This is a genomic window from Paenibacillus sp. LPE1-1-1.1 (assembly GCF_040676435.1).
GTDB lineage: Bacteria > Bacillota > Bacilli > Paenibacillales > Paenibacillaceae > Pristimantibacillus.
On the sequence record NZ_JBEGHY010000045.1, the window covers coordinates 36,888 to 56,938 of the forward strand.

Annotated in this window: 17 protein-coding genes and 1 riboswitch; of the genes, 13 read left to right on the forward strand and 4 right to left on the reverse strand. The window is 50.7% G+C overall.

Translation table 11 applies throughout. The annotated features are described in order from the left end of the window. Positions 1-10 precede the first annotated feature (10 nt). Complete coding sequence (gene sufB, locus MRBLPE1_RS29170; RefSeq protein ID WP_364152831.1) at positions 11-1,408, forward strand: Fe-S cluster assembly protein SufB; 1,398 nt, start codon at positions 11-13, stop codon at positions 1,406-1,408. Positions 1,409-1,462: 54 nt separating this feature from the next. On the opposite strand, the gene MRBLPE1_RS29175 is transcribed toward sufB, so the two are convergent. The 4 genes from MRBLPE1_RS29175 to MRBLPE1_RS29190 all read right to left on the reverse strand — a co-directional run bounded on the left by MRBLPE1_RS29175 (position 1,463) and on the right by MRBLPE1_RS29190 (position 5,734). Next, positions 1,463-2,581, reverse strand: coding sequence for a hypothetical protein (locus tag MRBLPE1_RS29175; protein ID WP_364152834.1), 1,119 nt, complete (start codon positions 2,579-2,581; stop codon positions 1,463-1,465). Between the two features lie 143 nt (positions 2,582-2,724). Next, entirely contained in the window at positions 2,725-3,780 is a 1,056-nt protein-coding gene (locus MRBLPE1_RS29180) for an HD-GYP domain-containing protein (protein WP_364152837.1), read from the reverse strand. Positions 3,781-3,872: 92 nt separating this feature from the next. Continuing rightward, a complete protein-coding gene (locus MRBLPE1_RS29185) occupies positions 3,873-4,952 on the reverse strand; it encodes a ThiF family adenylyltransferase (RefSeq protein WP_364152839.1) in 1,080 nt (359 codons plus the stop codon). 47 nt (positions 4,953-4,999) lie between these two features. Beyond that, positions 5,000-5,734, reverse strand: coding sequence for a molybdenum cofactor biosynthesis protein (locus tag MRBLPE1_RS29190; protein ID WP_364152841.1), 735 nt, complete (start codon positions 5,732-5,734; stop codon positions 5,000-5,002). Positions 5,735-5,836: 102 nt separating this feature from the next. On the opposite strand from MRBLPE1_RS29190, the gene moaA reads away from it, so the two are divergent. From moaA to thiO, 12 genes are all read left to right on the forward strand, one after another. Then, complete coding sequence (gene moaA / locus MRBLPE1_RS29195) at positions 5,837-6,838, forward strand: GTP 3',8-cyclase MoaA (RefSeq protein WP_364152844.1); 1,002 nt, start codon at positions 5,837-5,839, stop codon at positions 6,836-6,838. A gap of 9 nt (positions 6,839-6,847) precedes the next feature. Next, entirely contained in the window at positions 6,848-7,315 is a 468-nt protein-coding gene (locus MRBLPE1_RS29200; RefSeq protein WP_364152846.1) for a hypothetical protein, read from the forward strand. A 41-nt stretch (positions 7,316-7,356) separates the two neighbouring features. Continuing rightward, positions 7,357-8,805, forward strand: a complete 1,449-nt coding sequence (locus MRBLPE1_RS29205) for a bifunctional metallophosphatase/5'-nucleotidase (protein WP_364152849.1) — start codon at positions 7,357-7,359, stop codon at positions 8,803-8,805. A 150-nt stretch (positions 8,806-8,955) separates the two neighbouring features. After that, entirely contained in the window at positions 8,956-10,074 is a 1,119-nt protein-coding gene (locus MRBLPE1_RS29210; RefSeq protein WP_364152852.1) for an HD-GYP domain-containing protein, read from the forward strand. A 136-nt stretch (positions 10,075-10,210) separates the two neighbouring features. Further along, positions 10,211-11,350, forward strand: a complete 1,140-nt coding sequence (yfkAB, locus tag MRBLPE1_RS29215; protein WP_364152854.1) for a radical SAM/CxCxxxxC motif protein YfkAB — start codon at positions 10,211-10,213, stop codon at positions 11,348-11,350. Between the two features lie 80 nt (positions 11,351-11,430). After that, positions 11,431-12,462 carry a sporulation integral membrane protein YtvI gene (gene ytvI, locus MRBLPE1_RS29220; protein ID WP_364152857.1) on the forward strand — a complete coding sequence of 344 codons (1,032 nt, stop codon included), beginning with the start codon at positions 11,431-11,433 and terminating at the stop codon, positions 12,460-12,462. 87 nt (positions 12,463-12,549) lie between these two features. Further along, positions 12,550-13,707, forward strand: coding sequence for a glycosyltransferase family 4 protein (locus MRBLPE1_RS29225; RefSeq protein WP_364152860.1), 1,158 nt, complete (start codon positions 12,550-12,552; stop codon positions 13,705-13,707). A gap of 73 nt (positions 13,708-13,780) precedes the next feature. Then, positions 13,781-13,885, forward strand: a riboswitch (TPP riboswitch). A 330-nt stretch (positions 13,886-14,215) separates the two neighbouring features. Further along, positions 14,216-15,979, forward strand: a complete 1,764-nt coding sequence (thiC, locus tag MRBLPE1_RS29230) for a phosphomethylpyrimidine synthase ThiC (RefSeq protein ID WP_364152862.1) — start codon at positions 14,216-14,218, stop codon at positions 15,977-15,979. Then, positions 15,972-17,045 carry a ThiF family adenylyltransferase gene (locus MRBLPE1_RS29235; protein ID WP_364152864.1) on the forward strand — a complete coding sequence of 358 codons (1,074 nt, stop codon included), beginning with the start codon at positions 15,972-15,974 and terminating at the stop codon, positions 17,043-17,045. The genes thiC and MRBLPE1_RS29235 overlap by 8 nt, the downstream gene beginning before the upstream one ends. A gap of 35 nt (positions 17,046-17,080) precedes the next feature. Next, positions 17,081-17,935, forward strand: a complete 855-nt coding sequence (gene thiE / locus MRBLPE1_RS29240) for a thiamine phosphate synthase (protein ID WP_364152867.1) — start codon at positions 17,081-17,083, stop codon at positions 17,933-17,935. 17 nt (positions 17,936-17,952) lie between these two features. Further along, positions 17,953-18,759, forward strand: coding sequence for a thiazole synthase (locus MRBLPE1_RS29245; protein ID WP_364153612.1), 807 nt, complete (start codon positions 17,953-17,955; stop codon positions 18,757-18,759). After that, positions 18,759-19,913: a glycine oxidase ThiO gene (thiO, locus tag MRBLPE1_RS29250; protein WP_364152869.1), complete on the forward strand. Its 1,155-nt coding sequence runs from the start codon at positions 18,759-18,761 to the stop codon at positions 19,911-19,913. Before MRBLPE1_RS29245 ends, thiO begins: the two co-directional genes overlap by 1 nt. The last annotated feature ends 138 nt before the right edge of the window (positions 19,914-20,051 follow it).

Here is a 20,051-nt window from a genome sequence, read left to right on the forward strand (position 1 = left end):
GTGAATGACCATGGCTAAATCAATGCCGGAAATGGAAGATTATAAGTATGGTTTCCGTGACGAGCACAAAGCCGTATTCGAATCAGGCAAAGGGTTAACGGAAGAGATCGTACGCACGATTTCGGAAATTAAAGGCGAGCCTGAGTGGATGCTGGATTTCCGTTTGAAATCGCTAGCGCAGTTTTTCAAAATGCCGATGCCTAAATGGGGCGGCAATATGGATGAGCTCGATTTCGACGACATTCAATATTATGTTCGTGCATCGGATAAGCAAGGCAAGACTTGGGAAGAGGTTCCTTCCGAAATTAAAGAAACGTTTGACAAGCTTGGTATCCCAGAGGCTGAGCAAAAGTTTCTTGCCGGCGTATCGGCTCAATACGAGTCAGAGGTCGTTTACCACAGCATGCAAGAGGATCTTGAGAAGCAAGGCGTAATTTTCACGGATACGGACACTGCGCTTCGTGAGTACCCTGATCTGATGAAAGAATATTTCGGAACGATTATTCCTCCGAATGACAATAAATTTGCAGCTTTGAACAGCGCGGTATGGTCAGGCGGAAGCTTCATCTACGTTCCTAAGGGCGTTAAGTGCGAGGTTCCATTGCAAGCCTATTTCCGTATCAACTCCGAGAACATGGGGCAATTCGAGCGTACGCTAATAATCGCTGATGAAGACAGCTCCGTTCACTATGTTGAAGGCTGTACGGCTCCGGTATACAGCACAAACTCACTGCACAGCGCAGTTGTTGAGATTTTGGTTAAGAAAAATGCACGCGTTCGTTATACGACGATTCAAAACTGGGCTCCGAATATTTATAACCTGGTTACGAAACGTGCAGTAGCGGACGAGAATGCAACGATGGAGTGGGTAGACGGAAACATCGGCTCCAAGCTGACAATGAAGTACCCAGCTGTCGTATTGCGCGGCCGCGGCGCGAAAGGCATGGTATTGTCCATTGCCGTTGCCGGTAAAGGCCAGCATCAGGATGCAGGAGCGAAAATGACTCACCTAGCGCCAGATACGAGCTCTACGATCATTTCGAAATCCATCAGTAAACATGGCGGTAAAGTAACGTACCGCGGTCTTGCTTCCTTCGGACGCAACTCCGACGGCGCGAAAGCGAATATCAAATGCGATACGCTCATTCTTGATAATGAATCGACTTCGGATACGATTCCTTATAACGAAATTCTGAATGACAACATCACGCTTGAGCATGAAGCAACCGTATCAAAGGTTTCTGAGGATCAGTTGTTCTACTTGATGAGCCGTGGTCTTAGCGAAGCAGAAGCTACGCAAATGATCGTTATGGGCTTCATTGAGCCATTTACCAAGGAACTTCCGATGGAGTACGCGGTAGAGATGAACCGTTTGATCAAATTCGAAATGGAAGGCAGTATCGGTTAATAACCGCCTGCCAACTAGAAAAAGCCCCTGCAAAGGGGCTTTTTTCTGTTTTGTTTATTTTAACAACAGCTGCTCAGCAGCTTTAGCGAAGGATGGACCCAATATCGTTTGCTTATCCATGTCGCTGAGGGCCCAGTAGAATAACATGACATTGTTGATTTTATAGATACGCGGGTAAACCAAATCCATTAAAGCGGTTTGCTTGTGGAAATCCTCGAGACCTGCTTCAAGCTGCTTCTCAGATTTGAAAATGTAAACGGAGAGCTGCTCAAGGCTCGCAGGCTTGTTTTCGTTTTTCATAGGGCCAACCGTATACCTGCTTGGTGTAACACCTGTCAGAACCCATTCATTCTCATGACGAATAGGCTTGAGGAGCAATTGCTGCCTGATCAGTTCTTCCTCTACGAGCTTTAAGTAAAAGCTGGATTTATCCAGGCGCGGCTCAAGCAGACGCGCCGTGATCGAGAATCGGATCGGCGGCTTAGACTCCAACTGCTCAGCTGCTGCAATAATAGAAACACGCTGCCCAATGCAGGTTTGGACATAAAACTCTTGGTCTACGGTGTACCATGCAAGTTCATTCGCTTTATAGGAATCCTTGAAAATATCATCCATTGTAATATTAATAGGAGTACGGCCAGTCCAATTGATTGCAACTAAAACGCGAAACGAATTACCTTGAATTTCTTTATCCATAATGAGTCCCTGTACGGGCTTTTGAGGTTCTGACCAAGTTACGATTTCTTTGAGCTTAAAAGTGGCGGATGCGGATAGCCTATACATCGTATGACTGTCTCCCGCGTAAGCAATCATGGCTGTTTTTCCTTCACCAATCCATAAGTCATATTCGTCTTTGTTAATAACGACCTTATAGGAGGGGGGCAATCCTTTCACAATGCCATTTAAAGGCTGGGCGTCCCGAAAGGCTAGTTTAAATACATTGATTAAATCAGTATCGGTGAGCTTCAACTCATTCGAAATGGTTTCACCAGTCTGCTCGCTGTTGTCTTCCAAGCGATAGACGATGACTTTTTCGCCGTCAAGATCGGCAGGCGGCGAAACGACATGCATACTTGGTACATGGCTTGGATTAGCTATTTGGGCAGTGGATGATTCCGTACGACATCCAGAAAGCAATGCAGCGGCGGATAAAATCAAAATAATGCTCTTCACATACGTTCACCTCAAGACGGTTTTGGGTACCGCTGGCAGCCCTTACAGTCTTGACGATATTCCATTGCTATATGTTGCTGAGAGAGTTAAAGACAAAAAACTCAACCGCGTTATTATCGCGATTGAGTTTTTTTGGCTTATTTTTATAAAAACACTTGCTTGATTTCGTATTCGCGTTCAACGGCCATATCGATGAATTTATCTCCGATTTGGATAAGCGGACGGAAAAACTCTGTCGGATGCGTCATCACGATGATTCCGCTTTCTCCGCTCACTAGCTCAACCTGTTTGCCGATGAAATTTGGCATCATGTGTTTAATAAACGTATGGGCCGTATAGGGATCAAGTTCCTTGAAGCTTAGTCTATATAACTCCTTTAGAACGAAAAGCAAATCACGTTTTTGCTGATAGACGCGCTGCGAAATCATCGCGCTGTAAATATCAACGACGGCAATGATTTTGGATACGGGGTGTATTGCGTCTCCGGTGAGACCATGAGGGTAACCCGTACCGTCATTCCGTTCATGATGCTGAAGTGCTCCAAAAGCGACAAAAGGCTCATCGAATGATTTGGAAATAATTTCGTGACCGTATATCGTGTGCTTCTTCACTTCTTCGTATTCTTCAGAAGTAAGCTTGCCTGGCTTATTTAAGATCTGTTCATCAATTCGGCATTTTCCGATATCGTGTAGAAAACCGGCTTTACCAACTTGTATCGCATCTTCGTTCGCATAACCGACCCAAGTTGCAAGGTAGTAGGAGAGCATGCCTACTTGCACGGAATGCTGATAGGTATAATCATCCTGTGTATTGAGTAAAAGAAGCATCGATACGACATCGCGCTCTAGCTGAAGATTGTTAAGCAGAGGCTGGAACATTTGCGATACCTCGTTAACGTCGATATTGCCTTGTGTGGATGCTTGCGTGAACAGTCCTTCAAAGTTTTTGACAGCGTTTTCGTAAAGGGGCTGTACAGTAGGAAGCCATCTTGGATTTATAGTCGATTCAAGCGTCCGTCCCTCGGAAATCTCCGAAACTCTTTGATCGATATCGACATAATCAACCCGATGTTGAAATAATCTTGATATTTCTTGGCTATTGAGAACTGTTCCTTTGGAGAGTACGTGAAGCCCGTATTCGTTAAACGTATCGTTGCTTAGCCGGTCTCCATCTATTAAGTCTGTAACATGAACCCTCATCAAGACACCCCAATTGATTGTAGTAGCGATATATACCTACAATAGTAGCAATGAATGATCGGATTGGCAATAAGAGGATATTATAAAAACGACTAATTACCTAAAATTTCAGCATAAATTGACCTTGCTTTTGTCAATTCATCGGTACCTTGTACGATAGCGCGGCCATCACTGAATAGGACAAAGGTCAATTCAGCGCTTAACTCGATCCGCAGCAAGAAACGATTTGACGTTATGGGACCAACGGAACGCAGTCTTTGGGCAAGCTCATTCAAATTGAGAACAGCAGGTTGGCCGGGCGTAATCTGCACGGAGTTTCTGCCGCAAAGGGTGGCTGCCGAGGCATCTGTTACGCGTTCATCCAAAAATTCGAAAAGCTGCCTGCCGCAGCACGGACAATCGCTTCTTTTTGCATTCGCAACGGCAACCGGCAGCCAAGCATGGTTCCAGAGATCGATTTGAAACAACGTGCCGTGAAGAGCCGCCGCGTTGCCGGAAAGCAGCTTAATCGCCTCCGCAGACTGGATTGAGCCAACGATATCGATAATTGGCGATATCACGCCTGCCGTCTCGCATGTATCGGTCGTGCCCGGCGGTGGAGGCTCATTAAATAAGCATCGGTAGCAGGGGGTTTGGTCTGGAATGATCGTCAAAGTCATGCCGGAAGCTCCTACGGCTCCGCCATAAATCCAAGGAATATTGTGCATCACACTATAATCATTAATTAGGTAACGAACAGAGAAATTATCGCTGCCGTCAATAATGACGTCTACGCCTGCAAGTAAATCTTCCGCATTTGAAGCCGATAAGTCGGCAATAATCGGATCGATCGTTACCGTACTGTTCATTTCACGCAAATGAACCGCGGCAGCCTGAGCCTTTGGCAGCAGAGAGAGGACATCCTGCTCGGTATACAGCATTTGCCTTTGCAGATTGCTCCATTCAATAATATCGCGGTCAATGATCCGGACGTATCCGACGCCCGACCGCACAAGATGCTGGGCGATGACGGAGCCGAGCGCCCCCATGCCGACGACTGCGGCGCGGCTGCTTGCAAGACGCTGCTGGCCGCTCTCCCCAATTGGAGCAAATCTGGATTGTCTCGCATAACGTGCCGAACGATGAAGATCTTGTACTGGAGAATCGATTGCATGTTTATCGTTTTGGTTCATCTTTTAAGTTCTCCTTCGAAGCATGGTAAATGGGATCAGCCGGATCTTTAAAAATCAGTCAGCTGCCCGGTTGGATTCCAAGGTCCAAGCTGATGTCCTTTCCATTCCGAGCCGTCTTCCCATATTTCTTTCTTCCATATAGGTACGATTTGTTTGAGGCGTTCGATCGCGTATCTGCTGGCCTCATAGCAGCTGTCACGGTGAGGGGCGGATACGGCGATAACGACGCTGATCTCAGCCAGGCCGACAACGCCGATCCGGTGGCTGATCGCGCACAACGCATTGGGCCAGCGCTCGGAGATTTCATCGCCGATTTGACGCATCGTAACAACTGCCATTGGTGCGTAGGCCTCGTATTCCAATCTAACCGTACGCTGTCCATGCGTCCATTCGCGCGTCGTGCCGACAAACGAAATGGCGGCTCCGTGCTCGGGTACGATTACTTTTGCAAGCACTTCATCCGAGCTAATAACATCGGAGGTGATCACAAAGCGCTCCGCAAGCTCTTGAACAGGCGGAGAAGGTTCCTCGCCGCCGGAAACAGGAGGAAGCAGCGCAAGCTCGTCTGATGCATGAACAATCGCATCCTCGGCTGCGTAAGCATGGTTTCGCGCGATAAACGCGATTTGAATCAATGCCTTGTGGTCCGGGTACCGGGAAGAGATAACGGTTTTCAATTCAGCGACGCTCATTTGATCGGTATCGGCTTGCAAATTTATGGAAGGGGCTCCCAGCCGCTCGGGAAGACCGGCAAATAATTTAATAGACCAATTACATGTCATGGTATAAAACCTCTCATCATTTAGGCTTAAAGCTGTTTATAGAATATCATAATTCAAAAAAAAATGTTATGCTAATACATAGACAGAAAGGGAGTGAGATTCATGCCTACATTGACGGATCGTTTTGGACGGGTACACGATTATTTACGAATTTCAGTGACGGATCGGTGTAATTTGCGATGTTTGTATTGCATGCCTGAGGAAGGAATGGACTTCACGGAATCCGACAATTTGATGTCGTACGATCAAATTGTCGAAGTCGTTGAAGCCGGTGCGGCTCTCGGAATCACGAAGCTGCGCATCACGGGCGGCGAACCCCTTATTCGGCCGGGACTCGACGGATTAATTAGTAGATTATCCGCTATTGAAGGGATTCGAGATATAGCATTGACGACAAACGGCATTTTTCTGGCCAAGCAAGCCGAGGCGCTAAAAGCAGCGGGCTTGAACCGCGTAAACATAAGCTTGGATACGCTGGATTCCTCCAGATTTAGGTTTATCGCACGGCGCGGCGAATTAAAGCGCGTAATGGAAGGAATCGAAGCGGCGGCAGCCGTAGGGTTCGATCCGATTAAGCTGAACTGCGTACTGCTCAAAGAAGTGAACGAGGACGAAATTGCCGATTTTTTAAAGCTGGCCTACGATCAGCCGATGCATGTCAGATTTATCGAATATATGCCGATCGGGCATGCGGACGAAAACTGGAAAAAGCATTATTTGCCGTTAACCCGGGTGCTTGAAGTTGCAGAGCGGGAAGGTTACGAGATTAGCCGGAGAACGAACGTGCATGGCAACGGGCCGTCCGATGACTGGCAGATGAAAGGTGCCCGCGGATCGTTTGGGCTTATTCATCCGATAAGCGATCACTTTTGCAGCAATTGCAACCGGCTGCGCTTAACGGCGGACGGATCGATCAAGCCGTGTCTGTACTGGGTGGATGAGTTAAATGTGAAGGATGCTTTTGGGCAGCCGGAAGAAATGCAGCGTCTACTGCTTCGGGCGATGGACATTAAGCCGGAAAATCATGAGATGGCGGCTAAGCTGGCAGACGGCGCGCAAACCCACGTCCCTACGGAGCGCCGCATGTCCCAAATAGGAGGCTGACGACAAAAGATGAATGAAATTAAGATCGAACATTTCAAACTGGGCTCTTTCGCAACGAGCCCGGAAGAGATGGCTATGCTGGCAGGTAAAAGCTTCCCCATCGCCCAGAGAGTTCCTGGCGCGTTCGGGGATGCTTTTGATTGGCAGCGTTGGTATTCGGCCTGGCTGGAGAAGGTCGGCGGCGTGGAAGCCGTTCCTGCGCCCTCCCAGCTGATAGTAGAAGCGGCAGATACCTTCGAGGCTTCCATTCCCTGGGAGCAGCTCGGCGAAGCGGCCGTGCTTTACAAGCTAGACGGAGAACCGCTGCAAAAGACAGGGCCTATTCGGCTTTACGTGCCGAACGGGAGCAGCAAATGCTTGAATGTGAAGAGCATCGTCAAGCTTAAGATTGGGCACAATGCATCGAGCGGGACCGAGGAAGCGACTTACGGATTTAAACATACATTTTCTGCCGAAGAATTGCGTAAAAACAAATAGAGTGGCTTGCTGCGCTGGCAATACGGAATAAGGAGGCGTGCATGAATTTGACGGACAGCTTTCGAACACGGGTGGTTCTACTTCATAGCAACGATATACATAGTCGTCTTGAGCATGCCGCCCAAATCGCAACGCTTATCGCAGAGGAGCGGCGCACTTGCGGAAGCGACCTGGTGCTTGCCGTAGACTGCGGCGACCACATGGACCGGATGCGCGTTGAAACGGAAGGCAGCGACGGCGTTGTAAATGTAGAATTGTTGAATAACGCGGGATACGAGGTCATTACGCTAGGGAATAATGAGGGACTTACCTATTCGTCCCAAACCATAGCCAATGCTTATGTGAACCGTGCTAAATTTGCGATCGTATGCGCGAATATGTTGGATTCGGCAACGGGTGAGCCCCCTGAATGGCTGCTGCAGAGCACCATCGTTGACAAAAACGGCTTGCGCATCGGCTTAATCGGCGTAACGGCGCCGTTTACTGACTTTTATTCCCTGCTAGGCTGGCAGGTTATCGATCCCTTCGAAGCCGTGCGCGGGCAATTAGGCGAACTGCGGAGGCAGGTTGACGTATTGGTGGTGATGTCGCATCTGGGACTAACCTCTGATCGCTTGATGGCCGAGAGACTTGAAGGCATCGATCTCATTTTAGGCGCGCATTCGCATCATTTATTAGAGGAGCCGATCATTATCGGCGGCACTACGATTTGCGCAGCCGGAAAATTCGGCGAGTATCTTGGGCGGGTGGAAATCGGGATCGATGACACGACCGCCCGCCCTGTGTTCCGCGCAAGCTGCGTGCCTACGGCCGCATTGGCGGAGCATCCTGAAGCTGCCGCCATTATCGGCAGCTATCTGGAGGCGGGACAGCGGCGCCTGAGCCGGGTCGTTGCCCGGCTCGCTTCGCCGCTGCCCGCCAGGGCCGAGCGGGAATCACCGCTCGGCAATCTGCTGGCCGCTGGCTTGCGCCGCTGGACCAATGCCGAGATCGGCTTGGTCAATACGGGGCAGCTGCTCGGCGGCCTCGCGCAGGGGGACGTGACAGCGGGCGAGCTGCATGCCCTCTGTCCGTCACCGATCAATCCGTGCCTGATGACAATTGCCGGCTCGGATATCCGGACGGCGCTGGAGCAGGCGCTGCTGCCCGAATTCATCCAAAAGCCGATTAAGGGCTACGGCTTCCGAGGCATCGTGCTCGGGACGCTTGCGGTAGACGGCTTATCCGTCACCTATGATTCCGCCAATCCCCCGATGTGCAAGCTCACCCGGGTTCACGTCAATGGAGAGCCGCTGGAGGACGAACGGATGTATAAGCTTGGCACGATTGATATGTTCAGCTTCAAAGCCGGCTACGAGTCATTGGCCAAAGCGGTTCAATACCAATATTACTTGCCTGAATTCATACGGGACGTTATCGAAGATCAGCTTCAGGATCCGTCAGCAATCAGCGAAAGTCGACAGATGCGCTGGAGAAACGAATCGATATAACAAAGAAAATATGTATATTCTCGACAAATCATGTCGAAAAAATAGTATAAAATGGTTGCGATTTTCGTGAATTTCCCGTACATTAACATTACGAACGGCTTTTTCCGATGTAATAGTTAACATATCTTTTTATGGGGAAGGATCGAGAAAATGCGTTTGTTTCCAATTGCGAAATGCAGGCCTGGCATGAAGCTGGCCAAAAAAATATTTTCGCAAGAGGGCCTAGTCCTTCTTGGCGAAAACATAGAGCTGACCGATAGATTAATTTCCCGCTTGGAGCAGTGCGGAATACAATATGTTTATATAGCCGATCCGAAAACGGAAGATATTGTACCGCCCTCCATCATAAGCGAAGAGACGATGCAACTCGCACTTAAAGAAATCCGCACGAATTTCCGTGAGATGATGGATCGCCCTAAGCGTAAGAAGGGGACCACATATCCCTATATAGCGCAGCCGTTAAAACAAATGATGAACATGATTATCGATGATCTATCCAGCCATAAGGATGCGATGATTATGCTGATGGGCATGAGCTCCGTCGACCATTATTTGTTCCAGCATTCCTTGAATGTCTGCGTGTATACGACGCTTCTGGGCATGTCGAACGGTTATACGAAGGATGAGCTGACGACGCTCGGCATGGGGGCGCTGCTGCATGATATCGGCAAAACTCAAATTTCAATCGATGTGCTGAAAAAGCCGGGCTCCCTCTCGAAAGAAGAATTCGAAGCCATGAAGCAGCATGCCAGAATTGGCTATGAGCTGCTGAAGGATGAACCTAACCTCCCGCTTCTCGTAGCCCACTGCGCGTTCCAGCATCATGAGCGCATAGACGGAAGCGGTTATCCGCGCGGGATCAAAGGAAATGAGATTCACGATTATGCCAAATGGATCGGGCTGGTCGATTCGTACGATGCCATGACGACTAATCGCATCTATAGCGCGCCGATGCTTCCGCATCATGCGATTGAACGGCTGTATGCCGGGACGGGAACGCTTTATGAGCAGCAGATGCTTCAGCTGTTTCGCGACAAGGTTGCCATTTATCCAATTGGGATAACCGTTAAGCTGCAAACGGGAGAATCGGGAGTCGTAGCCGACTTGAATCACTCTTATCCGCATCGTCCGATTATTCGCGTCCTATATAATGAAGCGGGCGAAGAATTGAAATTGCCGTATGAGATTGACTTGTCAAGGCAGCTTACGATGATGATCGTCAGCGTAAATGACGATACCAACGAAGTACAGCATGCCGCGAGTATTTAAAGTGTTTTGCGTTTAGGAGCCGCTGAGGCTCCTTTTTGCTTCTTTTTTTCGCCGTTTTATTTGCTTCCTTAGCGGTCGCGCATTACAATAAATAAAGAATGTTTCATTCCAGATCATAAGTCAGGTGCTGAAAAAAATGAACACGATAGATTTGCAGCAAGCTAGAAGAACATTATCCGTACTTTCGCCAACGAATGATCCGTGGGATCCCATTCGTTCGCTGCAGCAATATGGAAGACATCGATTGACAAGCGTTGAAATGACCGTATCCAACCTATGCAATATGAGATGTGAGCATTGTGCCGTTGGGGATACGCTCGTATTATCCGAACCCGCGAAGCTGCCGCTTAAACAGATGCTGGACCGGCTGGACGAAGTGGAGCATCTTGAAACGATCAGCATAACAGGCGGGGAGCCTTCCTTCTCTGACCGAACCGTCCGTGACTATATGGTGCCATTGCTTCAATATGCACGCAGCAGGGGGATCCGCTCCCAAATTAATTCCAATGTGACGCTGCCCTACAGTCGGTATGAGCAGCTCGCTCCCTACCTGGACGTCATGCATATTTCGTTTAACTACACCTCGGCAGAGGATTTCCACCAAATCGGCTTTGCGAGAGCAGGCCATCAAGTTTCGCTTGAAACCGCAGCTAAGCTGTATGAACGAATGATAGAGAATGCGCGTCGGCTTAGCGAGACGGGTGTGCTTGTCTCCGCAGAATCGATGATTAATTACAGAACATATGACAAAATGGATGAGATTCATAGATTGATCGTTGAAATGGGCTGTCAGCGTCATGAGGTGCATCCGATGTACCCAAGCTCCTTTGCCAAGGATTTGCCGATACTCGCCAGAGAGCAGATGCTTGAGGCGATTGAAAGGCTGCTAAAGGCAAGAGACCAATCAGTCTGGATGTTATTCGGTACGCTGCCTTTTTATCAATGCAGCAATAATGAATCCGAGCGCAAGCTGCTAAGAAAATTAGCGAATGAGCCGAATGTGACGGTTCGCAACGACCCTGACGGACGCAACCGTCTAAATGTCAACTTGTTTACGGGCGATGTTTTCGTAACGGACTTTTCGGATGTTCCTGCTTTCGGCAGTATTTATACCTCCAAGCTCGAAGATTTGTTTGACAAATGGTTAGACCACTCCCTCGCCCAAAGCGTGAATTGCCATTGCCCTGCCGCTGCATGCTGCGGACCGAATCTGCTTGTAAAAGATATGTATTACAGGGATGTCAATTTCCATGAGCGCAGCGCAGTGGTTGACTAGCTTACGGGAAGCCTGTTCTTTTCTGCAGGTTTAAGCGCGCAATAAGAAGCATATAAAAATAGAGAGAGGAGGAGAAGCTGTTGTCGATCAAGACAATCGTATTTATAGCTGTAGGGTTGCTGCTGCTCTATTTATGTTTTACGGTAGGTGCTCCGTTTTTGCTGGCGCTTGTCGTAGCTATTTTTCTCGAGCCGCTCAATCAGCTGTTTATGAAAAAATTCCGAACGAATCGGCTCGTGGCCGCCACGATCTCGAGCAGCCTGTTTACGATCATTCTCATTGGTCTCATTGCGCTGCTTGGCGTGAAAGTCGTTGCTGAGCTGATCGCCTTCTTTAAGAAGGTGCCTAATTATTTTGAAAATGCCAACAGCATGGTTGACGATTTGATGATTCAAGCGCAATCGCTTTACCAGAACTTCCCGCCAGATACGATTGAAACACTGGAAAATTGGTTGATGGGGCTTACAAGCACCTTAACGAAAATGGTCGGTACCTTATCGAATACGGTGATTGCGTTCGCTTCCAGCATTCCGGGAATGTTCATCTTTTTCATCGTCTTTTTGGTTGCGGTGTATATGATGAGCTTCAGCCTGAATACGATGAAAACGACCGTGCTTTCTTTGTTCGATGAGAAATCGCAGCCGAAGGTTAACGAGTTATTGAATAATCTCAAGAAGTCCATTTTTGGCTTCTTGCGTTCCCAGTTTATTTTGAGCGCACTTACATACATTATTTCGTTAATCGGCCTTCTGATTTTGGATATTAAATATCCGCTGGCGATTGCGCTGCTTATCATTGTCGTTGATATTATGCCGATCCTTGGAACGGGGTCGGTGCTCGTGCCATGGGGAAGCTATTTGATCCTTACGGGCAATGTCTATATGGGCGTAGGGCTTATCGTGCTGTTTCTCGTCATTACGGTATTCCGCCGCATCGTTGAGCCGAAGATTCTTGGCGATTCCGTCGGCATTGGTTCATTGTCGGCGCTGATAAGCTTATATGTAGGCTTTAAGCTGGTCGGCGTTATCGGCGTATTTATCGGCCCGCTGGTCGTAATCATTTATATGGCGGCGCGAAAGGCTGGATTATTTCAAATGAAATTCAAGGTCTAGACGGGCGGCGGGGAGCCGTGTCAAAGCCATGTTCGGATGCGTATGATACTGCAAAAAAAGCAGATCATTTAGGAGGCATCTCAATAAATGGCACCTACTAAAGTGGCGATTGTCACCCCGGGCTCTTTTCCGATCCCGTCGTCTGGAAGCAGCTCCGTAGAACGGGTGGTAGAGAAATTCGCTCCGCTGCTGAAGCCTTATGCCGAACCGCGGATATTTGGAAGATTAAGTAAGCGGTTGCCCCGGAAGGGACAATTTAACGGCGTTGTTTGTGAGCGTTTTGGAGCTGGCAACAAGCAGCGGTATATTCGAGAAGTAGGACGCGCTGTGCGGCGGTATTCGCCTCAAATCATTGATGTCGAGAACCGGCCGCAGTTTGTCCTAACGATGAAGCGAATGAATCCAGGCAAACGCGTCTGGCTTTATTTGCATTCTTCCACGTTCATTTCATCCCCCTATATTTCATCCTCGCAATTGCATAAATGCTTGCAGGCTGCGGACAAAATCATTGTCAACAGCGAGTTCCTTCGGCGGATCGTCGCGTCCAAAGCACCCGAGGTCGCATCAAAGCTCCGTGTCATCTATCCAGGAGTGGATACGTACCGGTTTCCTTCGCAATACTCGTCCGAGGGCGCTGCAAAAAGAGAAAACCTGAGGCAGAAACGCGGACTGAGCGGGAAAAAGGTCGTGCTATTTATGGGCAGGCTTATTCCGCTTAAAGGCGTCCACCATTTGCTCAACATCGTACCGCAGCTGGCAAAAAGCCATCCTGAGCTTGTCGTTGTCGTAGTGGGTAGCCCGTTTTACGGCTCGCACCGTAAAACGGCGTATGCGCGCAAGCTGGAGCGCTTGGGGCGTAAATGCCCTGGCCATGTCCGATTTGTGCCCTATGTGCCTTATACCCAAGTTCCGAGCTGGATGCTCGTTGCCGATGTCGTAGTCGTCCCCTCCGGAGCCCGTGAGGCATTCGGACTTGTCAATGTCGAGGCGATGTCATGCGGCGTTCCCGTCGTAGCGACGCGTGCCGGCGGAATGAAGGAAATTATTCGAAACGGGGAAACGGGTTATCTGGTGAATCAGTCCAATATAGAGCGTGAGCTGCGAGAAAGGCTCAATGAGCTCCTTCGGGATAAACAGCTTCGACAGAAGCTGGGCCGCCAAAGCCGCGAGCGGGTAGAGCAAACATTCACATGGCGGCATACGGCGGACCGGTGGGTGAAGCTGCTTAAGGAAAGCGGCCTGTAACAAGGTGCTTTTATAAGCTTTTAGGAAATAGAGGGTTGACACATTTCTCCGCAAAACGTTATAGTCAAACAAGGAAATCCACTAGGGGCGCCGTCATGGCTGAGATAAAGCGAAACGCTTTGGTCCCTTTGAACCTGATCTGGGTTATGCCAGCGTAGGAAAGTGGGATTGTGCGTTTATGCTACAGCGCGTGAAAGCTCCGCGGATATCAGCTGCTTGTCAGATAGATATCTAGAATTAGCGGAGTGGATCTGCCCGGGGACTCCTTGGCATGGTCACACTCGCATGACGACACACTTCGACCGCTCCTTCGCTGGAGCGGTTTTTTTTGTTGGGCAGACTGCGGGGCTTCTCCTAAAGGAGACTCCGAAGGAGCCTGGCGCGCTCCAGCGATTGCAGTTCATGCAGCCTTACGATGCGTGCAGAAGCAGCGGTGCTTTAAACTTTCTTATATGCTTGCATATGCCTCCAGGAGAAATTCTAATTTATCCACTTGGGAGGTTTTTTTATGTCAATTATTACTACTCCGCTTCCGGGAAGCCGTAAGGTTTATGTGACTGGCTCGAAGGAAAGCATCCGTGTACCAATGAGGGAAATCGCGCTTGAGGCAAGCTCGGGAAGAAACGGCGAAGAGACGCCGAATGAGCCTATAAGAGTTTATGATGCGAGCGGCCCTTATACCGACGAAGGCCATGAGGCGGATGTCCGCCGCGGGCTGCCGCCTTTCCGCAACGAATGGATTCACGAACGCGGCGATGTCGAGGCCTATGAGGGCCGGGAAATAAAGCCGGAGGACAACGGGTTTATATCGGAGGATAAAGCGAGGGAGCGGGGCGCAGAGCTGTTCCCAGGCTTGTCACGAAAGCCGCTGCGGGCAAAAGCCGGACAAAACGTGACGCAGCTTCATTATGCGCGCAAGGGTATTATTACTTCGGAAATGGAGTATATCGCCATCCGTGAAGGAATGAGCGCGGAATTCGTCCGCAGCGAAATCGCAGCCGGTCGGGCCATCATTCCGACGAACATCAACCATCCTGAGAGTGAACCGATGATTATCGGACGTCATTTTCACGTTAAAATCAATGCGAATATCGGCAATTCCGCCGTTGCATCCTCGATTGAAGAGGAAGTAGAGAAAATGACTTGGGCAACCCGCTGGGGCGCCGATACCATAATGGATTTGTCCACGGGAAAAAATATTCATACGACCAGAGAATGGATCGTCCGCAACTCGCCGGTTCCGGTAGGAACAGTGCCTATCTATCAGGCACTAGAGAAGGTTAACGGCAAAGCGGAGGATCTTTGCTGGGAAGTATTCCGCGATACCCTTATCGAGCAAGCCGAGCAGGGCGTTGATTATTTTACGATTCACGCAGGCGTTCTTCTGCGTTACATACCGCTTACGGCGAAGCGCGTTACGGGCATTGTATCGCGCGGGGGATCGATCATGGCGGCATGGTGCTTGGCTCACCATAAAGAAAACTTCCTGTATACGCATTTTGAAGAGATCTGTGAAATTATGAAGGCATACGACGTGTCGTTCTCGCTTGGCGACGGACTAAGGCCGGGATCGATTGCCGATGCCAACGATGCCGCGCAGTTCGCTGAGCTCGATACGCTGGGAGAGCTGACAAAAATCGCATGGAAGCATGATGTACAGGTCATGATCGAAGGCCCGGGGCATGTGCCTATGCATCTTATTAAAGAAAATATGGACCGTCAGCTGGAGGTTTGCGACGAAGCGCCTTTCTATACGCTAGGACCGCTTACGACGGACATCGCCCCAGGCTATGACCATATTACATCGGCGATCGGCGCCGCGATGATCGGATGGTTTGGAACGGCAATGCTTTGCTACGTAACGCCGAAGGAGCATCTCGGTCTACCGAACAAGGAAGATGTGAAGGAAGGCGTAATTACGTATAAAATCGCCGCCCATGCGGCGGACCTGGCAAAAGGCCATCCAAGGGCGAAGCTGCGCGATGATGCGTTGTCCAAAGCGCGTTTCGAATTCCGGTGGCGCGATCAGTTCCATCTCTCGCTTGATCCAGAGCGTGCGATGGCCTACCACGATGAGACGCTTCCTGCCGATGCCGCGAAATCAGCCCATTTCTGCTCCATGTGTGGCCCGAAATTTTGCAGCATGCGGATAACGCAGGACATTCGGGAGTATGCGGCGCAGAACGGAATGGAAACGACCGAGGCGATTGAAGCGGGCATGAAGGAAAAGTCGGAAGCATTTAAGTCTTCAGGAAGTATGATTTATGGCTGATATCGCCGAGTTCCCCATGACGGACCGCTATTCCAGGCAAACGAGATTTGCTCCGATCGGTGAAGCAGGCCAGCGCAAGCTGGCTGCTGCCACGGTTCTCATTGTCGGTGTCGGCGCGCTCGGCGCATCGCTAGCACAGCATATGGTGCGTGCAGGCGTTGGCGAGGTCAGATTGGTTGACCGGGACTTTGTTGAGCCGAGCAACCTGCAGCGTCAAATGCTGTTTGATGAAGAAGATGCGATCGCTGTTTTGCCGAAGGCAGCCGCAGCGGCCAATAAGCTGAGAAAAATCAACAGCAGCGTAACCGTTTCGGCTGCCGTTGCGGATGTGAATGCGTCGAATATCGAATCGCTGGCGCGGGGCGTAAATCTCGTGCTTGACGGAACGGATAATGCGGCGACAAGGCTGCTGCTCAGCGATATTTGCTTTAAACAAGACATCCCATTTATTTATGGCGGTGTAGCCGGCGCACAGGGCATGCAGGCGGTGCTTATACCCGGCAAGACCTCGTGCCTGCGCTGCTTGATCGGTTCCGAGGATTCTGACAGCGAGGGAGACACCTGCGATACGGTGGGCGTGCTTGCGCCAGCCGTTGAATTCATTGCCTCTTTGCAGGCAGGAGAAGCCGTTAAATGGCTGTCCGGCAATCAAGCAGCGATTCGCGGAACATGGCTAAGCGTTGATTTATGGTCGTTTAGGCTTAGAGAATCGGTTCTGCCGCAAGGAAATTCTCATTGTGCGCATTGCGGCCTGGGACATGTGCGGACCGCGGAGCTTATAGATGAAGAAGCTGATCCAACCGGGGAGGACGCAATCGGCTCAACCGTGTTATGCGGGAGAGATACGGTGCAGGTGACGCTAGGGAGGCCGCTGCTTCTTGGCGATTTGGAGAAGTCGCTAGGCAGAAGGGGATGCCGGCTTACCGTTAATCGCTATTTAGTAAAAGCAGAGCTTCCAAGCGGCGAGCAGCTCATTCTCTTTCCGGATGGGCGTGTGCTCGTGCAAGGTACAGGCGATGCCGAGAATGCAATAAAGCTGTGCAAAACATATTTAATGCAAGGCTGAGACAAGGCTTTGATGTTAGAGAGGTGCGTGGGAGAATGAATAGACCGGCTTGGCGAGATTTTCGGCTGTACGCGATTACAGCGGAACCCAATCATCCTGGAAAATCGGTCGTCGAAGTGATGGAGCAAGCATTGATCGGCGGAGCCCAGATTGTGCAGCTTCGCAATAAGACGGGCAAAAGGGAAGAAGTGCTGGAACAGGCCAAGGCGCTGCGCGAGCTGACGCGGCAATATCAAGTGCCTTTCATTATCAATGACTATCCGGATATCGTACTTGAGGTTGATGCGGACGGCGTTCATTTAGGGCAAGAGGATATGCCGATCAGCGAGGCAAGAGCACTGCTCGGGCCTGACCGCATTATTGGCATTTCCACGCATAACCTGCAGCAGGCGCTGGCAGCCGAACAGGATGGGGCAGACTATATCGGCGTCGGACCGGTGTTTCCAACCGATACGAAGCCTGGCCGCGCCGCTGTCACGACAAGCTATGTTCAGGAGGCCGCACGCCATGTGTCGATCCCGTTCGTCGCGATCGGCGGCATTACGCTAGGCAATGTTGATACTGTGCTTTCTGCGGGCGCCGAGCGGATTTGCGCCGTCTCGGCGATTGTCGGTCATGCTGACCCAGCCGGCGTATGCCGCTCTTTCTTAGAGCGGATTGAAGCCGCGCGCCGCGGCTCTGCCCTTGAACAAAAGAGGCTCAAAATCAATGGCCGCGAAGAGCAGTGCAGCGCAAGAACGGTTGAGGAGCTGGTTATCCAGCTTGGGCAGCAGAACAAGAAGCTTGTCGTTGAGCTTGACGGGGTCATCGTACAGCGCGCTTTATGGGCGCAAACGGAGCTGCAAAACGGTGCATCGATTGAGTTGGTTCATTTTGTCGGAGGGGGCTGAGAGGAATGAAAGATTGGATGAGCGAGGATCCGCTCGTTATCGGCGGTCAAACGCTGAAATCGAGATTTTTGTTCGGAACGGGCCGGTTTCCAAGTCCCGCCGTACTGCAAGAAGCGCTGGAAGCATCGGGCTCGGAGGTCATCACGTTCGCGGTGAGAAGAGTCAATCTTGAAAGCGTGGAAGACGACTCTGTGCTGCAGCACTTTGAGGATAGAAGCATTATTTATTTACCGAATACCTCGGGAGCACGAACTGCTGAAGAGGCCGTACGAATCGCGCACCTGGCACGGGAAGCCGGACTTGGCAATTGGATTAAGGTTGAAATCAGCGGCGATCACCGGACGCTGCTGCCTGATCCGATTGAAACGCTGCGCGCAACGGAAAAGCTGGCCAAAGATGGCTTCACCGTGCTTCCTTATACTTCGGACGACCCGATTTTGTGCAGGCGGCTTGAGGAAGCGGGTGCGTCTGCGATCATGCCCGGAGGTTCCCCGATCGGATCAGGTCTCGGACTTCTCAATCCTTATAATTTAGGTCTAATTACAGAGCAGGCAGGCGTACCCGTTATCATTGATGCGGGCATTGGGTCGGCCAAGGATGCTGCCGAGGCGATGGAGCTGGGAGCAGACGGGATTTTAGCGAATACGCCAATCGCCAAAGCGCAGGACCCGGTCATGATGGCCCGCGCGTTCCGGTTAGCCATAGAAGCGGGACGCCTTGCGAGGCTGGCGGGCCGCATTCCGAAGAAGCGTTATGCCTCGGCAAGCAGCGATTGGGCCGGCTCCCTGTTTGAAGCAGCGGCTGGAAGCGGAGGGGAGCAGTAATGCCGCAAACGGTCATTATCCTCGGAGGCGGCATTATCGGCTTGTCCTGCGCCTTTGAAGCGGCACGAAGAGGGATGCTCGTAACGCTCATCGAGCCGCATGGACTGGGCGGCCAAGCATCCGGCGCAGCGGCGGGCATGCTTGCTCCTTATTCTGAAAACACCGAGCAGCCGGACGATTTCTTTCATCTATGCTTAAGCAGCCTTCAAAGCTACCCGGAGTGGATTAAAGCTGTCGAGGATGGGTCGGGCATGTCGGCGGAGTGGGTGCAAAGCGGCAGCGTGAATGTGTTTATGCATGAGGCGGACGTACTTCCGATACAATCCAGACTGGATTGGCAAAATAGATGGGGGGCCGAGGCCCAGCTTATCGATGCGGCGCAGCTTCGGAAGCTGGAGCCCATGATTGCGCCTTCGGCGGTTGCCGGCGTGTTCACGCCTAAAGAGAGCCATGTGTATGCTCCGAAGCTGGTTACCTCGCTTGAATCGGCCTGCCGCAAGCTTGGCGTTCGCATTCTTGAGCATGCCGGCCAAATAGAGGATGTGCTTGTTCATCAGAGCGGCGGGGTATCGGTACGCGCTCAAGCTTTAAAAAGCCTTGTGCACGCGGATCGGCTGGTTGTATGCGCGGGCGCATGGTCGGGCGCTTATGAAAAATGGTTCGGGTTATCGATTCCGATCCACCCGATTCGCGGTCAGATCTGCTCCTTCGGTCATGATGCCGCCGAAGTTCGCCATATGGTTTTTTCTAGTCAAGCCTATTGGGTCGGCAAAAATAATGCACGCCTGGTTTGCGGCGCTTCCGAGGATGTATCGGGCTTCGAGACGAGCGTGACGGAGCGGGGAATCGGCCGATTGATCCGCAGCAGCAGCCGGTTGTTCCCATTTCTCGTGGGTAGGCAAACGGCACACCGCTGGGCTGGACTGCGCCCCGCCACCAAGGACGGACAGCCGCTTCTTGGGCAAATCGCCGGAATGCCTTCCGTTATTATGGCATCAGGGCATTACCGCAACGGTATTTTGCTCAGCCCGATTACGGCGCTTCTTACCGCTGACATTTTGGAGGGGAAAGAGGCCAAGCCATCCATCAGCCGGTTCGCCCCAGATCGGTTTACGGCCGCAGCGAATAGGGGAATGGCCCGCGCCTTAAGATAGAATGAAGCCATTTCGTCACGAAATGGCTTTATTATTTCATTGAAACTTCATATAAAATCTGCTATATTGAAAACGAGAATCGTTATCAATGAAGCAGGTTTTTTTTTATTCCTCTAAACAGGGCATTAGATATGCCTT